General features: G+C 63.2%; 15 protein-coding genes. 4 read left to right on the plus strand and 11 right to left on the minus strand.

The features are described from left to right. Nucleotides 1–11 precede the first annotated feature (11 nt). Nucleotides 12–812: a methionine ABC transporter substrate-binding lipoprotein MetQ gene (metQ, locus tag PG899_RS07130; RefSeq protein WP_011704853.1), complete on the plus strand. Its 801-nt coding sequence runs from the start codon at nt 12–14 to the stop codon at nt 810–812. A 96-nt stretch (nt 813–908) separates the two neighbouring features. Continuing rightward, the gene (gene rfaH / locus PG899_RS07135; protein ID WP_016349600.1) at nt 909–1,409 is read left to right on the plus strand and encodes a transcription/translation regulatory transformer protein RfaH; all 501 of its coding nucleotides are present in this window, start codon (nt 909–911) and stop codon (nt 1,407–1,409) included. 108 nt (nt 1,410–1,517) lie between these two features. Here the strand turns inward: rfaH and PG899_RS07140 are convergent, their stop codons facing one another. From PG899_RS07140 to arcB, 6 genes are all read right to left on the minus strand, one after another. After that, nucleotides 1,518–3,494 (minus strand): HAMP domain-containing methyl-accepting chemotaxis protein, encoded by a 1,977-nt coding sequence (locus PG899_RS07140; RefSeq protein WP_190283858.1) that lies wholly within the window; start codon nt 3,492–3,494, stop codon nt 1,518–1,520. A 38-nt stretch (nt 3,495–3,532) separates the two neighbouring features. Beyond that, nucleotides 3,533–4,744, minus strand: a complete 1,212-nt coding sequence (locus tag PG899_RS07145) for an EAL domain-containing response regulator (RefSeq protein ID WP_024944322.1) — start codon at nt 4,742–4,744, stop codon at nt 3,533–3,535. Continuing rightward, the gene (locus PG899_RS07150; RefSeq protein WP_077097338.1) at nt 4,725–9,002 is read right to left on the minus strand and encodes an ATP-binding protein; all 4,278 of its coding nucleotides are present in this window, start codon (nt 9,000–9,002) and stop codon (nt 4,725–4,727) included. Before PG899_RS07150 ends, PG899_RS07145 begins: the two co-directional genes overlap by 20 nt. A 149-nt stretch (nt 9,003–9,151) precedes the next feature. After that, nucleotides 9,152–9,355 (minus strand): hypothetical protein, encoded by a 204-nt coding sequence (locus tag PG899_RS07155; protein WP_011704847.1) that lies wholly within the window; start codon nt 9,353–9,355, stop codon nt 9,152–9,154. Between the two features lie 328 nt (nt 9,356–9,683). Next, entirely contained in the window at nt 9,684–11,039 is a 1,356-nt protein-coding gene (dgt, locus tag PG899_RS07160; protein ID WP_077097336.1) for a dGTPase, read from the minus strand. 28 nt (nt 11,040–11,067) lie between these two features. Beyond that, the gene (gene arcB / locus PG899_RS07165) at nt 11,068–13,380 is read right to left on the minus strand and encodes an aerobic respiration two-component sensor histidine kinase ArcB (RefSeq protein WP_016349595.1); all 2,313 of its coding nucleotides are present in this window, start codon (nt 13,378–13,380) and stop codon (nt 11,068–11,070) included. Nucleotides 13,381–13,587: 207 nt separating this feature from the next. On the opposite strand from arcB, the gene PG899_RS07170 reads away from it, so the two are divergent. Beyond that, nucleotides 13,588–14,586: a DUF2860 family protein gene (locus PG899_RS07170; RefSeq protein ID WP_024944318.1), complete on the plus strand. Its 999-nt coding sequence runs from the start codon at nt 13,588–13,590 to the stop codon at nt 14,584–14,586. A 70-nt stretch (nt 14,587–14,656) separates the two neighbouring features. Here PG899_RS07170 and PG899_RS07175 read toward each other — a convergent pair whose 3' ends face one another. The 4 genes from PG899_RS07175 to PG899_RS07190 form a co-directional block, all read right to left on the minus strand. Then, nucleotides 14,657–15,355, minus strand: coding sequence for a DUF3334 family protein (locus PG899_RS07175; RefSeq protein WP_016349593.1), 699 nt, complete (start codon nt 15,353–15,355; stop codon nt 14,657–14,659). Between the two features lie 98 nt (nt 15,356–15,453). Beyond that, on the minus strand, nt 15,454–15,891 hold the full coding sequence (locus PG899_RS07180; RefSeq protein ID WP_077097334.1) for an HIT domain-containing protein: 438 nt from the start codon (nt 15,889–15,891) through the stop codon (nt 15,454–15,456). A 72-nt stretch (nt 15,892–15,963) separates the two neighbouring features. Next, nucleotides 15,964–16,605, minus strand: coding sequence for a DUF2057 domain-containing protein (locus PG899_RS07185; protein WP_179101485.1), 642 nt, complete (start codon nt 16,603–16,605; stop codon nt 15,964–15,966). 72 nt (nt 16,606–16,677) lie between these two features. Next, a complete protein-coding gene (locus tag PG899_RS07190; RefSeq protein ID WP_190283857.1) occupies nt 16,678–17,577 on the minus strand; it encodes a LysR family transcriptional regulator in 900 nt (299 codons plus the stop codon). A gap of 98 nt (nt 17,578–17,675) precedes the next feature. Here PG899_RS07190 and PG899_RS07195 point away from each other — a divergent pair, with 98 nt between their 5' ends. Further along, nucleotides 17,676–18,278, plus strand: coding sequence for a short chain dehydrogenase (locus PG899_RS07195; RefSeq protein WP_077097330.1), 603 nt, complete (start codon nt 17,676–17,678; stop codon nt 18,276–18,278). Nucleotides 18,279–18,419: 141 nt separating this feature from the next. Here the strand turns inward: PG899_RS07195 and PG899_RS07200 are convergent, their stop codons facing one another. After that, on the minus strand, nt 18,420–19,523 hold the full coding sequence (locus PG899_RS07200) for a phosphoribosylaminoimidazolesuccinocarboxamide synthase (protein WP_179101484.1): 1,104 nt from the start codon (nt 19,521–19,523) through the stop codon (nt 18,420–18,422). Between the last annotated feature and the right edge of the window lie 2 nt (nt 19,524–19,525).

Consider the following 19,525-nt stretch of genomic DNA (forward strand, 5'->3'; position numbering starts at 1 on the left):
CAGGAGGTTTTATGAAATTTGGCATCAAATCCGTTGCGGCAGCCCTGCTGGCCACTCTGGTACTGGCCGGTTGCGGTCAAAAGGAAGAGAACAAGACCTTGAAAGTAGGCGCCATCGCCGGCCCCGAGACCGAACTGGTCGAAGTGGCCGCCAAAGTGGCCAAGGAGAAATACGGCCTGACCGTCGAGGTGGTCAACTTCTCCGACTACGTCACCCCGAACGTGGCGCTGAACGATGGCAGCATCGACGTCAACGCCTTCCAGCACAAGCCCTATCTGGATGCCCAGATCCGTGATCGCGGCTTTAAGCTGGTGCCGGTCGGCAACACCTTCGTCTACCCGATCGCCGGTTATTCCAAGAAGATCAAGGCGCTGAGCGAGCTGAAAGATGGCGCCCAGATCGCGGTGCCGAACGATCCGACCAACCTGGGCCGCTCCCTGATCCTGCTGGAGAAGCAAGGTCTGCTGAAGCTCAAAGAGGGTGCCGGTCTGGAAGCGACCGTGCTGGACATCGCCAGCAACCCGCGCAACTTCAAGATCGTCGAGCTGGAAGCGGCTCAGTTGCCGCGCTCGCTGGAAGACGTGGACTTGGCCATCATCAACAACACCTTCGCCGGTCAGATTGGTCTGACCCCGACCGAGAACGGTCTGTTTGTTGAGGATAAAGAATCCCCCTATGTCAACCTGATCGTCGCCCGCGACAACAACAAGGACGACGAGAAGGTCAAACAGTTCGTACAGGCTTTCCAGACCGACGACGTCTACAAGAAAGGGCTGGAACTGTTCAAGGGCGGCCTGGTGAAAGGTTGGTAATCACTCACTTGGCAAAAAAGGCCACGCAATGCGTGGCCTTTTTTTTTGCTGCCGTTATCATATCGGCGAGCACGGCAACACGAACATATTCAGCACATGAAAAAATGGTATCTGGCCTACTGCAAGCCAAAAGAAGAGGCCCGCGCCCGCGCCCATCTCGAAGCCCAGGGGATCGAGTCCTATTACCCCATGGTGGAAATTGAAAAACTGCGGCGGGGCAAGCGTGTCCCGGTGCGGGAGCCCATGTTCCCCAACTACCTGTTCATCTACGTGGATCTGGAAGAGGTCACCCCGGTCACCCTGAAGTCGACCCGCGGCATCAGCCGGATCATCCACTTCGGTCGGGAGTGGACCTCCATCAGCAGCCAGCTGGTCTATCAGCTGATGAGCCGGGACGACAGCGACGAGGCGCGCGCCAGCTACGCCAGCCTGCCGACCCAGGGCGACAAGGTACTGATAGAATCCGGTCCGCTGGCCGGCTTCGAAGCCATCTATCTGGAGCCGGACGGCGACAAGCGGGCGATCCTGCTGGTGAGCCTGCTCAACCAGGAGACCAGCAGCAGCTTCGACAACCAATCCTTCCGCCGGCTGGACTGACCCGGTAATAAACCACGGCAGCCCAGAGCAGCCATCTCTTGCACCAGCGAGGCTAAAAAAACGGGGCAGGCCCAGCGGCCTGCCCCGTCTTCATGGCCCTTGTCAGCCTCAGGCATCCAGTTCGAAGCGGCTGATCACCGCCGTCAAGCGGCCGGTATCCTGCGCCAGCCTGGCCACTATCTCCTCCCCCTGCTGGCTGCGCTGGCTCGACTGCCGGCTCAGGCCGGCGATCTCCTCCACCGTTCCCGCCACCTCCTGAGCCACCCGTGACTGCTGCTCGGTCGCGGTGGCGATGGCCCCCAGCTGGCCCGACAGATCCTGCACCAGCTGCAACATGGCATTCAGGGTACCGGTCACCGAGTCGACGGCGCCGCGCCCCTCCTCCACCAAGCGGGTGCCGCTGCCGACCGTGTTGACGGTCTGGCGAGTCTGCTGCTGGATGCTGGCGATGGTCTGGCTGATCTCCTCGGTGGACTGGCTGGTCCGGCTCGCCAGCAGCCGCACCTCGTCGGCCACCACGGCAAACCCGCGCCCCTGCTCGCCGGCCCGCGCCGCCTCGATGGCGGCATTGAGCGCCAGCAGATTGGTCTGCTCGGCGATGGTGGCGATCACCTCGGTGACGCGTCCCACCTGCTCGCTCTGGCTGCTGAGCTGGCCCATCGCCTCGTTCGCCTCGGCAATCATGGCGGCGATCTGCTGCATGGTGGCGGTCATGCGGGCCAGCTCGTGGCCGCCCTGGCGAGTCTGCTGCTCGGCCTGCTGAGCGGCCCGCGCCGCTTCGGCGATATTGCCCGCCACATCCCGGGTACTGACCGACATCTGCTCGATGGCCGCCGCCACCGTATCGACCCGCTGATTCTGGCTCGCCAGATCGGTGACGATGGCGCGGGTGGTGCCGCCCACCTCGCCGCAGGCCCCGTCCACCTGCCCCACCGCCCCCTGGATCTCCCCCACCAGCTGGCGCAGTTGGCCGGACATCTGGTTGATGGAGCCCGTCAGCCCACCCAGCTCATCCTGGCTCTGTACCGGCAGAGGGCGGGCCGGCAGCCGGCCGTTGGCCACCAGATCGGCCCGCAGCACCAGGCTGGCGATGTCCCGGGTCAGGCGGCGGCTGAACAGCAGCGCCACCAGGGTGCCCAGCACGATCACGGTCAGGGTGGCCAGCAGCAGGGTGCGATTGATGGCCTGACCGGCGCTGGTCATCTTCTGGCCCATGCTTTCCACCTCGGCGCGGGTCTGGGTCACCTGGCCGGCCAGCTGGGTCGCCAGCTGACCGAGAGCCGGCTCAATCTCGGTCGCCATCAGATGGTTGGCCTGATCCCAGTCGGGTGCCTGGCGCTTGCTGATCACCTGTCCCACCAGCTCGGCGAAGGGGGCCGACATCTCCTCGAACAGCGACCAGATCCCCTTCTGCGCCTCGGTAAAGTTGGCCTCCTGCTGCTTCAGCTCGGCCACCCGCTGCTGGTGGAACTGGTAATAATCCTGGTATTTGGTGCGATAGTCCGGATCGCCGGAGATGAGGAAGTCGCGCAGGGCGGAGAGCGCATTGGAGAGACCGTTGTAGGCATCCCCCACCTGCTTGAGCAGCAGGCGGCGATCGCCGGGCAGCTGATCCTGCGGGGTAGCCACCTCTTCGTTGGCAAAGGACTGCAGCTGATCGAGGGCCGACTCCGCCAGCGGCCCGGCCTCCTGCAGCATCAGGGTATGGGCGGGCAGGTTCTCGTCGGTATGGGCGATGTCCCACACCTTCTGCTGGCTGGTCTTGAAGGCCTTGAGCGAGCGGGTCAGCTCGGCGGTGAACTGCTGATGCTCGATCACCTGCCAGGCCCCCTCCCACTCCTGTTTGAGGCGGGCGGCCTGCGCCGGATCCTTGCCCAGGATGAGATAGGCCCGCAGAGAGGAGATGGTCGCCACCAGCGCCTTCTGGCTGGCCTCATCCCGTTGCAGGGCGGGCAGAGCCTGCTCCAGCAGGGCGCTGCCGGCCTGTCCGATGCGGCCGAGCTGATGGTAGACGAGGCTGGAAGAGAGGATCACCAGCAGATTGATAAAACAGAAGCTGAGCAGCAACTTGCTTGAAATTTTCATGAACATCCTTGTTTCATTGCGGGCATCCTGCCCGACATTCACTCCCCGAGCAGCGCCGGTAGCCGTTCACGCCAGGAGTCATGCCATCCCAGCAACTCCTCGCGCGGCATGGGCCGGGCCGAGAAGAAGCCCTGGCACACGTCGCACCCCAGCCGCGCCAGCAGCCGCCAGGTGAGTTCATCCTCCACCCCTTCGGCGACGGACTTGAGCCCCAGTTTGCGGGCCAGCTCGATGCTTGACTCTATTATGGCCAAGCGGGAGGGGTCCTCAAAGCAGCGATCGACGAAAGAGCGATCCAGCTTGAGCTCGGTGAAGGGCAGCAGGGCCAGCTGCTGCATGGAGGAGTAGCCGGTACCGAAGTCGTCGATGGAGAGGCCGAAGCCGTGCATGCGCAGGCGGGTCAGCACCTCCAGCGACTTGCCCAGATCCTTCACGAACGAGCTCTCGGTCACCTCCAGGGTGATGAGCTCCGGGTTGATGCTCCAGCGCTGGCACTGGTTGATCAGGGTATTGCACAGATCCCCCTCGATGAGGGAGGTGGTGGAGAGGTTCATCGACAGGTTGAGGGAGAGCCCGGTCTGCTCCCACAGATGGCCATCGCGCAGCGACTTGCTGATGATCACCTCGGTCAGCTGATCGATGAGGCCGTTGTGTTCCGCCAGCGGAATGAAGCGGGCCGGCGAGATGAGGCCGTACTCCGGGTGCTGCCAGCGCGCCAGCGCCTCCATGCCGACCCACTGGCCGGAGCCGAAGCTCACCTTGGGCTGATACCAGGGCAGCAGCTGATCCTGCTCCAGCGCCAGGCTCAGCTCATCCAGGGTCAGGCGGTGGCCGTCCTCCTCCTGGGCTCGCTCCTGCTGCGGGCGCCAGGCGCCGATGAGCTGGCTGATCTGCTGCTGGCTGGAGGGCTTCTCGATGCGCCCCAGCACCTGCAAGCCATAGGCGGCACTCATCCGCAGCACGGCCTCGACCACGTCATCCTCCAGCGCGCTCGAGAGGATGATGCCGCCGCGAAAACCGCCCAGCGAGAGGCGACGCAGCAGCGCCATGCCGTCCATGCCCGGCATGCGCAGATCGCAAAACAGGATGTCGACCTGATGACGCTGACACATGGCCAGCGCCTCCACCCCGTCCTGCGCCTCCAGCAGGGAGCCGTAACCGAGCCCGCGGATCTGGTGCATCAACGCCTTGCGCTGGAACGCGTGGTCTTCCACCACCATGATCACCAACTCATGCTGTGTCTTGTTCATCGAGCCATAATCCAATTTCGCATGTAATAGAGTTCATCAGCGCCAGTACCGTCTGACTCAACTCGGTAAGTTCGTCCAGCTGCTTGAGGCGGGCCGCCGCTTCGAGCCGGGCCGCCTCCTCCGCCAGAGCCTGCTGCCCCACCATGCGGGCAGCCCCCTTGATGCGGTGTGCCGTCTCCACCAGGGCATAGGTGTCCTGCCTGGCCAGTGCCTGCATCATGTCATCGCCGTCCTGGCGATTGGAATCGAGATACTCCCGCGCCATGCTGCGCGCCACCGCCTCATCGCCAAACAGCGAGATCCAGCACTCTCCCTGCTCGCTGGCCGACGGAGCGGGCTGGTCCGGCTCCTGGGTCTGAGGGCTCACCGGCAACCAGCGCATCAGCATCTGATGCAGCGTCTCCAGGGTATAGGGTTTGAACAGCATGTCGTTCATGCCGGCTTCCTGCATCTGCAGGCTGGCCTCTTCGGATGTATCGGCCGTCACCCCGATGACGGGAGCCGACTCCCCCTGTGCCCGCAGGGCCCGGGTCAGACTGTAGCCATCCATCACCGGCATGTGGCAGTCGGTCAACAGCAAGGCGAATGCCTGCCCCTGCCAGGTGCGCAGGGCCTTGTCACCGTCATCCACCACCTCGGCATCCACCCCGAGGATCGCCAGCTGGCGAGCCAGCAGCGCACGGTTGATGGGGTGATCGTCGGCCACCAGCACCCGTCCCTGCAATTTGGGGGCATTGGCTTCGACCGGGCTGATCGCCGCCTCTCCCAGCAGCTGGTGACAGGTCTCCAGCAGCAGATCGGGATAGAGCGGAGACTGCCCCAGCCGCCACCAGGCACCCGACCCCATGCGGCCGCGCAGGGCCTCCTGCGGGGAGAGCACTATGCCCTTGAGGGCCGAGCGCTGCAAATGTGCCAGCCACTCGCTGCCCAGGGCCTGCTCGAGCCAGCTCTCCTCTGCTAATAACAAACCACTCACCGGCTGCTGCCACTGCTGTGGATCCAGACGATGCAGCCTGGCCCCCAGCCGCTGCATCGCGCTCTGCAGGGCCGCATCCTCGCCAAACAGCCACCAATCGTGGCCTGCCAGCGGCGGGGCATCCCACTGACACGCCGCCAGCGGGAAGTCGAAGGTGAGTCGGGTACCGTGCCCCGGCTTGCTCTCGAGCACCAGCGTGCCCCCCATTTTCTGGGCCAGCTGGTGGCAGATGGCAAGGCCGAGCCCGGTACCACCGAAGCGTCGGGTTATGTCGGACTCCACCTGCTCGAACGGGGTAAACAGGCGATCCTGCTTGTCCTCGGCAATGCCGATGCCGGTGTCGCTGACCGCGATGGCGAGCCGCTCCTTCTCAAAGCTGACCTGAATGCGGATCTCGCCCCGCTCGGTAAACTTGACCGCATTGTTGAGCAGGTTGGAGAGCACCTGCCCCACCCGCACCGCATCGATGCGGGCCTGATCCGGCACCTCCGGCGCCCACTCCAGCGTCACCTTGAGCCCCTTGCCATGGGCCAGGGTGGCGTGACCGCGGATCACGTCGCAGATGACGGAGGCAAGGCGGCAATCCTGATAGTGCAACTGCAGCTGGCCCGCCTCTATCTTGGAGAAATCGAGCACGTCGTTGACCAGATAGAGCAGGTTGTTGGTGGAGGTCACCACGTTGCGCAGCAGATAGCGCTGGTCGTCGTTCAGCTCGCTCATCTGCAGCAGCTCTAGCATGCCGTGCATGCCGGAGATGGGGGTCCTCAGCTCGTGGCTCATGGTGGCCAGGAAACGGCTGCGCACCTGCATCGCCTGCTCGGCATAGGCGCGCGCCTCCCTCAGGTCGTGCTCCTGATGCTTGAGGGCCGTGATGTCCTGGATCACCCCGTTAAGGATCAGGTGCCCCTCCTCCTGCGGCACGAAACTGCCGCGCACCTGCAGATAGCGGGCACCCTCAGGCCGCTCCACCCGCACTTCCAGATCGAGCGGGGCCAGGGTTTCGGCATGATTGGCCACCTTGCTGACGAAATCCTGCAGAGCCTCCTCGGTAAAGCCGAATACCTCGCCGCCCGACTCGGCCGACAATATCTCCTGCCGGCTGGCCCCCAGGATCTCGCTCGCCCCCTGCGAGGCATAGAGAAAACGCCCCTTGCCGGGACCGAGCCAGAGGTACTGATAGACGATGCCCGGCATGCTGTCGGTGATCTGGGTGAGCCGGGTCTCCGCCTTGCGGGCCCGCGCCTCGGCCTCCTTGATGCGGGTCACATCGGTCAGCACCGTCAGTACCCCCAGCATGTCGCCCTTTGGCGAGCGATAGGGGCGCTTGGTGTAGATGACGTGGAACATGGCGCCATCCTGACGGCGGCTGTTGCCCGCCCCTTCCAGCTGTTCGCCGCTTTGCCATACCCCCAACTCTTCGCGCAGCACCCGTTCCCGCTCTCTGGCCGGCATGCGGTCCAGATCGTCGCCATCATCCCGGGTCAGCTCACCGATAAAGGCATCCCGATAGGCCTGGTTGCAGAGGGTGATGCGCTGCTCGCGATCCCGCAGCACCACCATGTTGGGCAGCGAGTTGAGCAGGGTCTGCACGAAGGTCAGCTGCTCGCTTAACTTGTGCTCGGCCAGCTTGCGCTGCACTATCTGGCGGCGCAGGGTCCGGTTCCAGCCCATGAACAGCAGCACGCAGAGCAGGAAAGCGCCCACGCCGACCGCGGACCAGAGCGCCACAGTGGCAGGGTTGATGCCGGTCTGGATGGTCAGAGCCAGCCACTTGTGCTCCAGCTTGGTCATCTCTTCCGGGCGGATGGAGAGCAGCACCTTGGTGAGGATCTGCTGCAGCATGGGGTCCTGCTGGTGCACCGCCATGGCGACCGGCACCCGCAGCTCGTTGCCGGAGAACACCACCTGATAGCGGTTGTTGAACCCCTTTTGCAGCGCCTGTTCAAGGGTGGTCATGCTCATCAGCACGTAGTCGACCTGATGCCCGTCCAGCAGTGGCAACAGCTTGGTATCGCTGCTCACCGTCAGCGGATGGGCCCCCACCTCGTTGAGCACCAGCTCCTCCACCGAGCCGCCGACGATCCCCACCCGTCGCCCCTTGAGCTCGTTGAGGTTGTCCAGCTCCTCGCTCCCCTGTCTGGCGGCGATCACCCGGTGGATGAAGGCGTAGTCGGGAGTAAACAGGGAGTATTGACGCCGCTCCGCGGTCGGCGTGATGGCTGGCAGAAAGTCCAGCTTGCGCGCCTGAAACAGCACCTGGGTCTCGGCCCAGCTGCTGGTGGGCACCAGGGTGAATTGCAGGCCGGAGCGCAGGCTCACCAGCTTGAGCATGTCGGCGATGAACCCCTTGAGCTGGCCATTGCCGTCGATCTCGCTCACCGCCGGCCAGTCCGGCGCCACCCCGAAACGCAGGGTCGGATGGCGGGCCAGCCAGTCGAGCTCGCTCTGGTTGAACACGATCTGGCGGGGACCGTTGGCCAGCTCGTAGTCAACTATTCCGCCGGTCTCCAGAATACGGCGCCGCTCATCCAGCGGAATGTCGTTGAGGGCCAGCTCCAGCAGACCGAGCAGCCCCTGGTTGTCGGGCCCCACCGCCATGGCCAGCGAGGTGTCCGTCACCCACTCCGGGGTCATCACCTTGAGCCCGGCCTGCTGCTGCAGGCGCTGCAGACGAACCAGAGAGGGCAGATCGGAGAGATAGGCATCCGCCAGCCCCTTCTTCACCATGAAGACCGCTTCGTCACTGCTGTCCGCCTCGGTGAGCTGGGTCATGCCAAGCTCCGCCAGCTCCTCACAGGAACTGAAACCATGCTCGCACACCCAGCGCAGCTGGCGCGCCGTCGCCAGAGTCGGCTCCCCTTCCTCTCGCGCCAGCAACACGGCGCGCGGCAGGGTCATCAGATCCGAGGTAAAGCGCATCTTCTGCTGACGTGACTGGCTCGGTGTCACCCCGATCAGCATGTCCACCTCACCATCGAGCAAAGCCTGCTGGGCGCCGGCATAGTAGGGGTAAGTCTTGTAGCGCACGGTCAGCCCCAACCGGCCGGCAATCAGGGTGGCAAAATCGTCGAGCGGGCCGCTGAAGCCACCCCGGCTATTGGCATAGATGTAGGGCGGCCAGGCCACCGACGGCATGCCGACCACCAGGTCACTGCGCGAGGCGAGCCAGAGCCGCTCCGCCAGCCCCAGCTGATCCTTGTCCAGGGAGGTTGCTGCCGCAGCCACCAGGCTCCAGCAGGTAAACCAGCACAACAAAATGGCGCGATAGCAGAGGCGCAGCATGGGTAACTCCTGAACGGCTTGGAGAGCGATCATAGGGATTTTGGCAAAATGTGCGAATAGAAATTCGTAACAGAACTCGTCCGGATACGAAAAACGGCAGGCTCACGCCTGCCGTTTTCTAGCAAGAAGGGGGCCAAGACCCCCTCTTGTCAGGTTATTCGGTTCCCGAGTCGGAAGCCGGTTTGATATTCCCGCTCACGGATGTGGGCGATCTGCACATTTTGCCCTTCCAGACCGATGTCCTTGAGCAGAGCAGGCGACAGATGCAGGTAGCTGACACGACGCTCCAGCCGGGTAATCCGTTTCTGGACCAGGGTTTCGACGGTGCGCAGCAGGGTCAGTTCGATAGACATAATATTCTCCAGTTGAACGTGCGGTTCCCCCGGAGAGAAGAGATCACCCTGCGGGACAACCGCGGGTGATGAAAAAGCAGGTGTTACCTGTTTCCTCCACGCGGCAGAAAAAGAGCACGAGTCTTCGCGCTGCTGATGCAGCGGTCGAACGCAACGTTTAGCATTGAATGTTGCATATCCGTCTCCTTACCGAGTGAAAGTTGAACAAGTTGCCACAGTCTAAAAAAAGACCGAATTTTATACAAGAACCTCACCCCCCATATGGGGAGGTGAGTCATCTATCAATACTCATCCGGCACAGGCACAGGCAAACCCATGCCGCTCTGGCTCAGATCCCGGACAACAGCCGGAACTCCTCCAGCGCATAGGTATCCGTCATGCCGCTCACGTAGTCGAGCAGCAGCCGCACCCGGAAATACCACTCCTGCTCCGCCCCGTCGCTGAAGCGCGGATCCCGGCTGGCCACCGCCAGCCGGTATGCCTTGAGATGACGGGCCGACAGTCGATGGAACAGCCGGCGGGCGAAGAACAGCTCGCTGCCCCCCTGTCCGGCCAGCAGCCGCTCGAACTGCGCGGCCGGCAACGCCAGCAGGCAGGCATAGGTGGATAGAACACCGCGCAGGGCGGCATAACCCTCCAGCTCCAGCGCCTCTACCTCGGGCCGCATGAACACCAGCTCGCGAGCCACTTGTTTGAGGGTATCGAGCACCCGCGCCGCCGGTGCCTGACCGTGCAGCAGGGCCTGGGGATAGGCACCGCTCAGGATCTGCGGGTGCTCGCTCACATAGGTGTGAGCGGCCAGCTCCACCAGATCCCGGGTCAGCTGCTGGCGAAAGTGAGGGAAAAAGCCCCTGCCCGAGGCGGTCGCCTCCGCCAGCAAACCGGCCATGTAGGCGCCGTCATCGGCCAGTCGCAGCGCCTGTTGCAGCTCGCTCAGGCTGAGGATGCGCCGGTCCACCGCATCTTCGAGATCGGCGATGCAGTAGGAGATGTCATCGGCCGCCTCCATGATGTAGACCAGCGGATGACGGCAGCCGGGTGCCAACCCCAGGCTCTGACCGAGGGCACGGTAGAGGGGTTGTTCACTGAAGAAGATGCCGCGCTTGCTGGCCCAGCCGTGATGTTGACCGCCGTGCAGGGGTTGCTGCGGGTACTTGCACAGTGCCGCCAGCTGCCCCAGGGTCAGATTCAGCTCGTGCAGGCTGTGCACCAGCCGCAGACTCTGGGCATTGCCGTCAAACACCAGCAGATCCTGGCGCAGCGTTGCCCACTGCGGGCTGGGTGCGCTGCCAAGGGCCTCGGCAAACAACCCATCCAGCGCCTGCGCCAGCCACTGGCTCATCACCTGCTCGCCAAAGTGACCGAACGGTGGGTTGCCGACGTCGTGCAACAGGCAGGACATCTCTACCAGATTGATGAAGGCCCCCTCACACACCGACCCCGCCGGCAGGGCCGCCAGAACGCGGCGGCTGATCTGGCGGCCGGTCTCCTGTACCTCCAGCGAATGGGTGAGACGGCTGCGTACCGAGGCCTTCACGTCGAGCGGAAAGACCTGGGTCTTCTGCTGCAGCCGACGCACCGGCGCCGCCTGCACGATGCGGGCGCGATCCTGCTCAGTCGCCTCCAGCAGATCTTCGTCACCCCAGCGATGGATACGCTCGGGGGTAATCAAACGGCTATACATGTTGCGGCTCCTTGCCTGCGGCTCGCATCTACGAGAGCAGCCAGCGCTTCAAGCGGGCGATGTCACCCGGACATTCGCGGCGCAGCGACTCGATCCAGTCTTCCACGTTCTCCCACCAGGCGGGATGATCCGGGCTCTGGATCAGCTGAGCCAGCTGCTGCAGCCGGCGCAGACCGATGGAACCTGCGGCCCCTTTTATCTTGTGCGCCTCCTCCACCACGCCGGCCTGATCCCGGGCAATCATGTTGGAGTCGAGCACCGCCATGTAGTCGGGCATCATCTTCTCGAACAGCTCGACGCTGGAGATCAGCACCTGCTTGCCCACGGTATCGGCATAATCGGTGAGGAAGGGCAAGTCCAGCAGCGCATCCTGACTGTCCGCATCCGCCTGTTCGTCCGCTTCATCCTCGGCCAGATCGGCAAACAGGTGGCCAATCACCTCCCGCACCGCTTTCGAGCCGAGCGGCTTGTTGATCACATCTTGCATGCCGTGATCCCGGTAGTACTGGCGATCGCCGGTGGCGTTGGCGGTGAGTGCCACCATGGGCGGCAGGCTGTCGCCGTAACGGGCGAGCAGTTGTTCCGCCACATCGAAGCCGGTCATGTCCGGCAGCTGGATATCCAGCAGGATCAGATCAAAATCGTCGGGATTGGCCATGGCCAGCGCCTGGGCGCCGTCCCGCGCCACCTTGACCTCATGGCCCAGCTTGTTGAGCAGGGCGCAGGCCACGGTTACGTTGAGCTCGACGTCCTCCACCAGCAGGATATCGAGGCAGGGCATCTCGGGCTCAGCTGCGGGCGTCTGGGCGGCGACGCAGTCCACCTCCAGCTCGGCGGTGAAGCAGGCGCCCTCGCCCGGATCGCTGTCCACGTAGAGCTGGCCGCCCATCGCCTGCACCAGCTGGCGGGAGACCGCCAACCCGATGCCGGTGCCGGTGGCGTGCTTCTTGCCCTGCACCTGATAGTACATGGCGAAGATCTTCTCCTGCTGGGCGCGGGGAATGCCTACCCCGGTGTCTTCCACCTCGAAGTGCAGCGCCAGCTTGCCCGGCGTGTCGGCCGGGTGGGTGAGGCAGCGCACCGTCACCCCCCCCTCGTCGGTGAACTTGACCGCATTGCCCACCAGATTCCACAACACCTGGCGCAACCGGGTCCCGTCCGCCATCACGAACTGCGGCACGTCGCCATCCCGGTCGAAATGCAGATAGAGCCCCTTCTGCTCCGCCTGGATGCGCGACAGCGTTTCCAGCTCGTCGAGGAAGGCAGGCAGATCGATGGGGGTCGGGGCGATTTCCAGCCGGCGCCGGTCCAGCTTGTCGAGATCGATGATGTCATTGAAGATGTTGCCGAGCGTCACCGCGCTCAGGTGAATGGTCTTGAGCTGCTGGTGCTGCTTGGGATCGAGCGGCGTATCCATCAGCATCCGGCTCAAGCCGACGATACCGTTGAGCGGGGTGCGCAGCTCGTGACTGATGGTGGAGATAAAGGTGGTCTTGTCGCGGCTCGCCTTCTCCAGCTTGTCCTGATACTGCTTGCGCTCGGTGATGTCGCGACCAAAACCGAGCAGGCCGAGCCGCTTGCCGAAGCGATCGAAGAAGGGCACCTTGCGCAGCTCGAAGTAGGCCTTGCGACCGTCTGGGTACTCCAGCCACTGTTCATAGGTGAGCGGCTCGTTCTGGGCGAAAACCTGTTTGTCAGTCTCCACCACCTTGCTGGCGATGTCGTGCTTGTAGACATCGAACGGGGTCAAGCCGATGAGCTCCGCCTCCACCTTGCCGGTGAGTTCCTCCATGGCGCGATTGCAGCCGGAGAACTGCTCGTCTTCGTTGCGGTAGTAGACCAGATCGGGGGAGCAGTCGATGAAGGAGCGCAAGAGGGCGGTGCGCTCCCCCAGATGCAGCTGGGCCTTCTCGCGCTGGAACACCTCGTTCTCCAGATCCTCGATGGCCTGCTGGCGCAGGGTCTCGGCCCGGTTGGTCTCGGCGATCTGGGCGTTGAGGCGGCTGATGTTCTCCTGCAGCTGGCTGTTGAGCTCGAGATCCCGCTCGCGCATGTCCTGCAGCTTGCGCACCATGCGGGTCAGCCGCTGGCGGGAATCCTCCAGCTGATCCACCACGATGGAGAGAAAATAGACGGCCCAGGGAGTGACCAGCAGGCCGAAGAAGACCGAGCGCACCAGGTCGACGATGTCCACGGTGCCGCGCAGGAACAGGGTGACCCCCATCTGGATCGAAACGGCCAGCACTATGATGCCGGTGGCCAGGAACATGCTGAAGCGCACCAGTCCCAGCTTGGTCATCAGGTCGACGTAATATTGCGCCCAGGATTTGATTTGTTTCATCTTATTGTTTTCTCCCCGATATTCGCCGAACAGAATACCAGCACGGCGCGCCGAACTCTTGTGCCGTCGCACGATAAATTATCGGTTAACCTCCTCCGCCCGCTGGGGTAGCATGCCGGAGTCAATTCGGTCAGCCCGGGTTAAGCCTGGCTGGCTATAATGTTCGGCCGTTCAATTCAACCAACTGATATTTCAGGAGTCTCATCGATGCGTAATCTCACCCTGCTGAGTCTTGGCCTGCTGGCAGCCAATGCCGCCCACGCCGATCTGGGCGAGATCCCCAAGCAGTCCGGCTGGTCCGGTTTCCTGCTGGGCGGGGTCAACGCCGTCAGCTACAAGTCCAACTTCTATGCCGGCGATGACAACCACAGTCGCATCAATGACCTCGGCTCGCCTGACAGCGAGAGCGGCCTGACGCCGCTGCTCAACGCCGATATCCGCTACACCTTTGCCGATACCCGTACCCAGATCTTCCTCGGCAACCTGATCCAGGACGCGGTGCGCTTCGACTTCACCCAGCAGCTCGGCCTGCGCCAGGAGATGGGTGACAAGGGTATTGTCGCCACCTCGCTGGTGTTCAACGTCATGCCGGTCGAGCTGTGGAGCGATCCCTTCGCCACCGGGGTGGATCGCAGCTCCACCGATGTGAAATCAAAAGGGGCGCGTTTTGCCTGGGACAAGATCTGGGGCAGCAACTTCTACGGCAACCTGACCACCCGAGAAGTGGACATGGATGAGGAGCGCAGCGGCCAGCAGTATGACCAGAGCCACGGCACCCACTACGCCGACATGCTGGATCGCAACGGCAAGATGCACGACATGGAGCTCTCCTACCAGTGGCACTTTGGCGGCAATCAGCTGCTGGAGCCAGCCATCGTCTACAAGCAGGCCCGCCTTGACGGCAGCGCCGAGAGTTTCAAGAACACCGGCCTGAAGCTGACCTATGCCAAGCGCGGCCCCCAGTGGTCCTTCGTCAGCAACCTCTATACCGGCAAGCGCAAGTATGACGAGGCGAACCCCATCTTCGGCCAGCGCGCCGATGCCGACGAATTCGCCATCAACGGCACCTTCTTCTGGCACAACCTGTTTGGTGTCAACGCCCTCGCCGCGACCTTCACCGCCGCCTATGCCAGCGCCGACTCGGACATCAACTTCTACGACAGCCAGTCCACCCGTTTCAGCACGGGTCTGCTCTACAACTTCTAAACCCGACCCTCACCAACAAACGAGGCCACCCCATGGGTGGCCTCGTCATTTGCAACGGCCTATGCGGTCATCAGATCCCGAGCGAATCGAGCAGATCGTCGTGATCGTTGGCCACCGGAGCGGCGGCCGGAGCCGGCTGGGCAGCCTCGCGCTTGGTCTGGGCGATCAGGGCATCCGGATCCAGCTCCTCCTGATCCATGCCGTCGTTGTGGATGCGGATGAACTCGGTCTTGTCCATCGCCAGCTCCAGATAGAAGATGTTGTTGCGGGCGGTGAAGAAGGTGACCCGGCGCGACTCCGGGCTGTCGAGGTTGGTATCGACGCTCAGCATCACCTGCTTGTTGAGGGCCAGCATCTTCGGCTGGTTCTGGGTGATGTGGGTCTGCAGATCCCGGCCGACCTTGACGGTGAAGCTGCCGACGATCTGGTTCATCAGCTCGCCCATGACGTTGCTCACCTCGTCCGAGGTATGGGAGATGGCGAGATCTTCCTTGGAGAGCCCCATGCTGAGCATGTAGCTCTCGTACAGCTCCATGGCGGCGGAGGCGGAGAAGTTGATCACCACCAGGCCGGAGAAGCCGCCGTCAAACAGCACGAAGCAGCCGATATCCGGCTTGAGGCAGGTCTTGCTGATCCGCTGCACCATGCCGGAGAAACGCACCTGACTCTGGGTTGCCGCACTCAATACATCCGTGACCGAATGGCACAGGCTCAGCAGCACGTCCTCTGTGGTCAATACGGTATCGTTGTCGGCTCTTGTCACTATCATGGGACCTTCCTGAACATCGAAAATGGGCTTATCTATACCATAACTCTAACAGATAGCGCGGCTTGGGCTTCGAAATAGCGAGCCGCCTCTCAGTTGATTCAATTGTCAGTGCCAAGCGGACTGAATCCGGCCAGATTGGCCAGCTTGAGACGCCAGCTGGCCACCTCTGCCAGCAATGCGGCTTCCTCATAGGGCACGGAGGGGTGAGCCCCCCAGATGGGACCGGGCCAGGCCTTGTCGGTACTGAAACGGGCGACATGATGCAGATGCAGCTGGGGTACCAGATTGCCGAGCGCCGCCACGTTGATCTTGTCCGGCCGCAGCGCCTGCTCCATCAGGGTGGCGACCGCGCAGGACTCCTCCATCAGCTGCTGTTGCTGCGCCGGTGCCAGGTGGTGAATTTCCCGCAGATTGGCCACTCTCGGCACCAGGATCAGCCAGGGATACTGGCTGTCCTTGGCCAGCAGGACGCGGCAAAGGGGCAGATCGCCGAGCAGGCGGGTATCTGCCTGCAGGCGGCTGTGCAGTTCAAACATGAAGACCTCGTTGACGTAAGGTGGGCGCGATGCACGATGAGAGCCCCCACGTTACTGCAACGGGCCGCAAACTTAAAGTCGCGGCACGGCCCAGCTGACAAAGCGCTTGCGAAGCGCGGGGTCGGCCTTGAGGAAGAGTTGTTGCAACTGGCCCTCCAGCGCGCTGGCCGCCACCGGTTCAACCGCAGCGGTGGTTGCGGTGACAGGCACGACCGTGCTCAATGCCACCTTGCCGCCGCTCTGGTTGTATTCGACCAGCTTGGCCCGCCAGTCCATCCCTATCAGCATGCCGCTGGTGATCAGCGCATCCTGCTGGCTGGCAATGCTCTGGCCACCGGCCTGCAGCCCCATGACGGGAGACTCGGCATACTGCGCCATGCCCCGTTCATCGCTCAGCAAGTTGGCGACCAGTCGTACCTGCTGCTGACTGGCTTGATAACGCAACACCTGCGGCGCGGAGCGCAACTGGCGGTCATTCTCGCTGCTGCTGCGGCTCGGGATCACCCCTTCATAACGCACCAGCAACTGCTGCTCCCCATCCGGCAGAGTGGCATGCTGCTCGTCGTGCAACGTGCCCGCACTCACCGCCAGGATCTGGAAATCCGCCGGTACCCTCACCTCGACGGCCGCCCAAGCCGCACTGCCCAGCACCATCTTCATGCCCAGCGCTGCCCACAGCAGCGATACCCCACGCCCGTACCGATAACCCTTCATATTTGCTCATCTTCCTGTTCGCGTTGATGGGCGCAGGCTAGCAGCCGAAGATGACAGAAAAATAACGAGGGCTCAGAGCAGATAGTGAGGTCGCTCGGCAAACCACTGGGCCAACACCTGCTTGAACAGCCGGATCTTGCGCGGCACCCGCCGCTGCTGGGCGTGCAGCACGTGCAGCGGGTGCAACCCGGTCTGCCACTCCGCCAGCACGGTGACCAGATCTCCCTGCGCCAGCCAGGGCTCCACCAGCATCAGCGGACACTTGGCGTAACCCATGCCGGCCCGAGCCAGCTGCAGCACGGTACTGTAGTGGTTGGCCCGCACCTTGCCCTGCACCAGGATGTGCGCCTCCTCCTCTCCCTTGCGAAAGTGCCACTGCTCCCAGGCCGGGTTGTGACCCTGCAGCAGACAGGGCCGCCCGCCCAGCTCATAAGGGGTAGCGGGGATCCCCTCCCGCGCCAGCAGGGCGGGGCTTGCCACCACCACGTCCTTGAGTCTGCCGAGCGGCAGCGCCACCAGGTTGTCGGGAATGCTGCTCATGGCGCGCAGGGCGATGTCGTGCTCCCCCTGGCTCATGTCGATCATGGCGTTGGTGAAGTTCAATTCGACCTGGACGCCGGGACAGAGCTCGGCAAAGCGGGCCAGCAGATCGTTCACCATGCGATCGCCGGTACTGACCGGGCAGGTGAAGCGCAGCCGGCCGCCATCCTCCTCGGTCAGCGCCTGGATATCCTGCTCCGCCTGGCGCGCCAGCGCGAAGATCTCGCCGGCCTGCTGATAGAGGGTCCGGCCCGCTTCGGTGAGGCTGAGTCGGCGAGTGGTACGCTGCAACAGCTGGGCATTGAGGGTCGATTCCAGTGCGCTGACGTGACGGCTCAGCATCCCCTTGCTCACCCCCAGGCTGTCGGCTGCGGCCGAGAAACTGCCCTTTTGCACCACCTCATAAAAACTGGCCAGGTGGGAGATGTCCATTCATTAGCTCCAATATGGAAACAATGCGTTTATTTTACGCGCTTTTTCTCTCTTTTCATCGCGCTAGAATCAACACATCCCAACCAGGAGTGAAACAGATGAAGATTGTGATTGTGGGTGCCTCCGGCACCGTCGGCTCCGCCGTCAGTGAGTTGCTTGCTAAAGACCACCAGGTGATCCGGGTCGGTCACCGCCAGGGGGACGCCACGGTCGACATGCGCGATCCCGCCTCCATCAAGGCGCTGTTCGCCAAGCTGGGCCAGTTCGATGCGCTGGTGGTGGCCAGCGGCAGCGTGGCCTTCAACGCCCTCACCGAGATGACCGACGAGCAGTGGCAGGTGGGGCTTCAGAGCAAGCTGATGGGCCAGATCAACCTGACCCGGGCCGCCATCCCCCACCTGAACGACAAAGGCTCCATCACCCTGATCAGCGGCATCCTGAGCGAGGAGCCCATCAACTGGGGGGCGAGCGCGACCACCATCAACGGCGCCATCGATCACTTCGTCAAGGCGGCGGCCTGCGAGCTGCCGCGGGGTCTGCGCATCAACGTGGTGAGCCCGACCGTGCTGACGGAGTCGATGGATAAATACGCCAGCTTCTTCCCGGGCTTCGTCTCCGTGCCCGCCGCCAGGGTGGCGCAGGCCTACCAGAAGTCGGTACTGGGGGTGCAGACCGGCCAGGTGTTCAGGGTCAACGGCTGATCGCCGCCCTGCTGCCGCCCAGTCGGCACGGCAACAAAAACGGGCCCCGTGATGGGCCCGTTCCATTGCAGCCAGCATGCCGACTTGCAGTTGGCTGGTGGCAAACGTTTGTTTTTACGGCAACAAAAAAGGCGGTGTGCCTCAGTCGATCAGCCCGTACTGAGCGCGCAGCACCTCGATGATCTCCTGCTTCGGATTGGCGCTGCGTACCAGCGGCTGACCGATGATCTTCTCGGCAATCCCCACATAGGTGTTGGAGATGTCCATCATCACCTCGGTCGGCAACTTGTTGTCGCGGGCCAGGGCGAAGCGCTCGGGCATGCGGTGCTTGTTGAGCAGGATGTCCGGATCCGGGAAGTGGTTGAGCAGCCACTGACGGAAACCCTCTTTCGACTTCTCGACGATCTGGCCGTCGCGCAGGGCGGCGCCATCCCAGATGCGGGAGCTGTCGGGGGTACCCACTTCATCCATGTAGATCAGCTTCTCGTTGCCGGCGGCATCATTGACGTAGCCAAACTCGAACTTGGTGTCGACGAAGATCTGATCCAGCTCGGCCAGCGCGTCACTGATGACGCTGAAACCTTCCTTGAGCAGCACTTCGTAGCGGTCGATGTCGGCCGGCTTGCTGAAGTTGAAGCCCCGGTAGTGGCGTTCGATGTCGGCACGGGAGACGTTGACGTCGTCGGCTTCCGGCACGCCGTCCAGCCCGGTCAGCACGCCCTTGGTGGAGGGGGTGATGAGGATCTCGGGCAGCTTCTGATCCTTCTTCAGTCCTTCCGGCAGGGTGATGCCGCAGAACTCGCGCTCGCCATCCTTGTAGGCACGCCACATGGAGCCGGTGATGTACTGGCGGGCAATCGCCTCGATCATCACGGGGCGGGCTTTTTGCACGATCCAGACGAAGGGATGGGGGATGTCCAGGATGTGGCTGTCGGCCAGCCCCTTCTCCTTGAACAGCTTGAACCAGTGGCTGGAGATGGCGTTGAGCGCAGCCCCTTTGCCCGGCACGCCGTTGAGCCCGTCCACGCCCTGCCAGATGCAGTCGAAGGCCGAGATCCGGTCACTGATCACCATGATGGCGAGCGGCGCATCTGCCGGCACGTCGTAACCCTTCTCGCGGATGAGGCGGGCACTGTCTGCGGCGGTCAGCCAGTAGACGCTGCGCACCTTGCCGGAATGGACGGGTTTATCGGTACGGATCGGCAAATCGTCGTTCACCGCCAATACTTGATCTGCAAGACTCATGG

It is taken from the genome of Aeromonas sp. QDB39 (assembly GCF_027707585.1).
Classification (GTDB): domain Bacteria; phylum Pseudomonadota; class Gammaproteobacteria; order Enterobacterales; family Aeromonadaceae; genus Aeromonas; species Aeromonas hydrophila.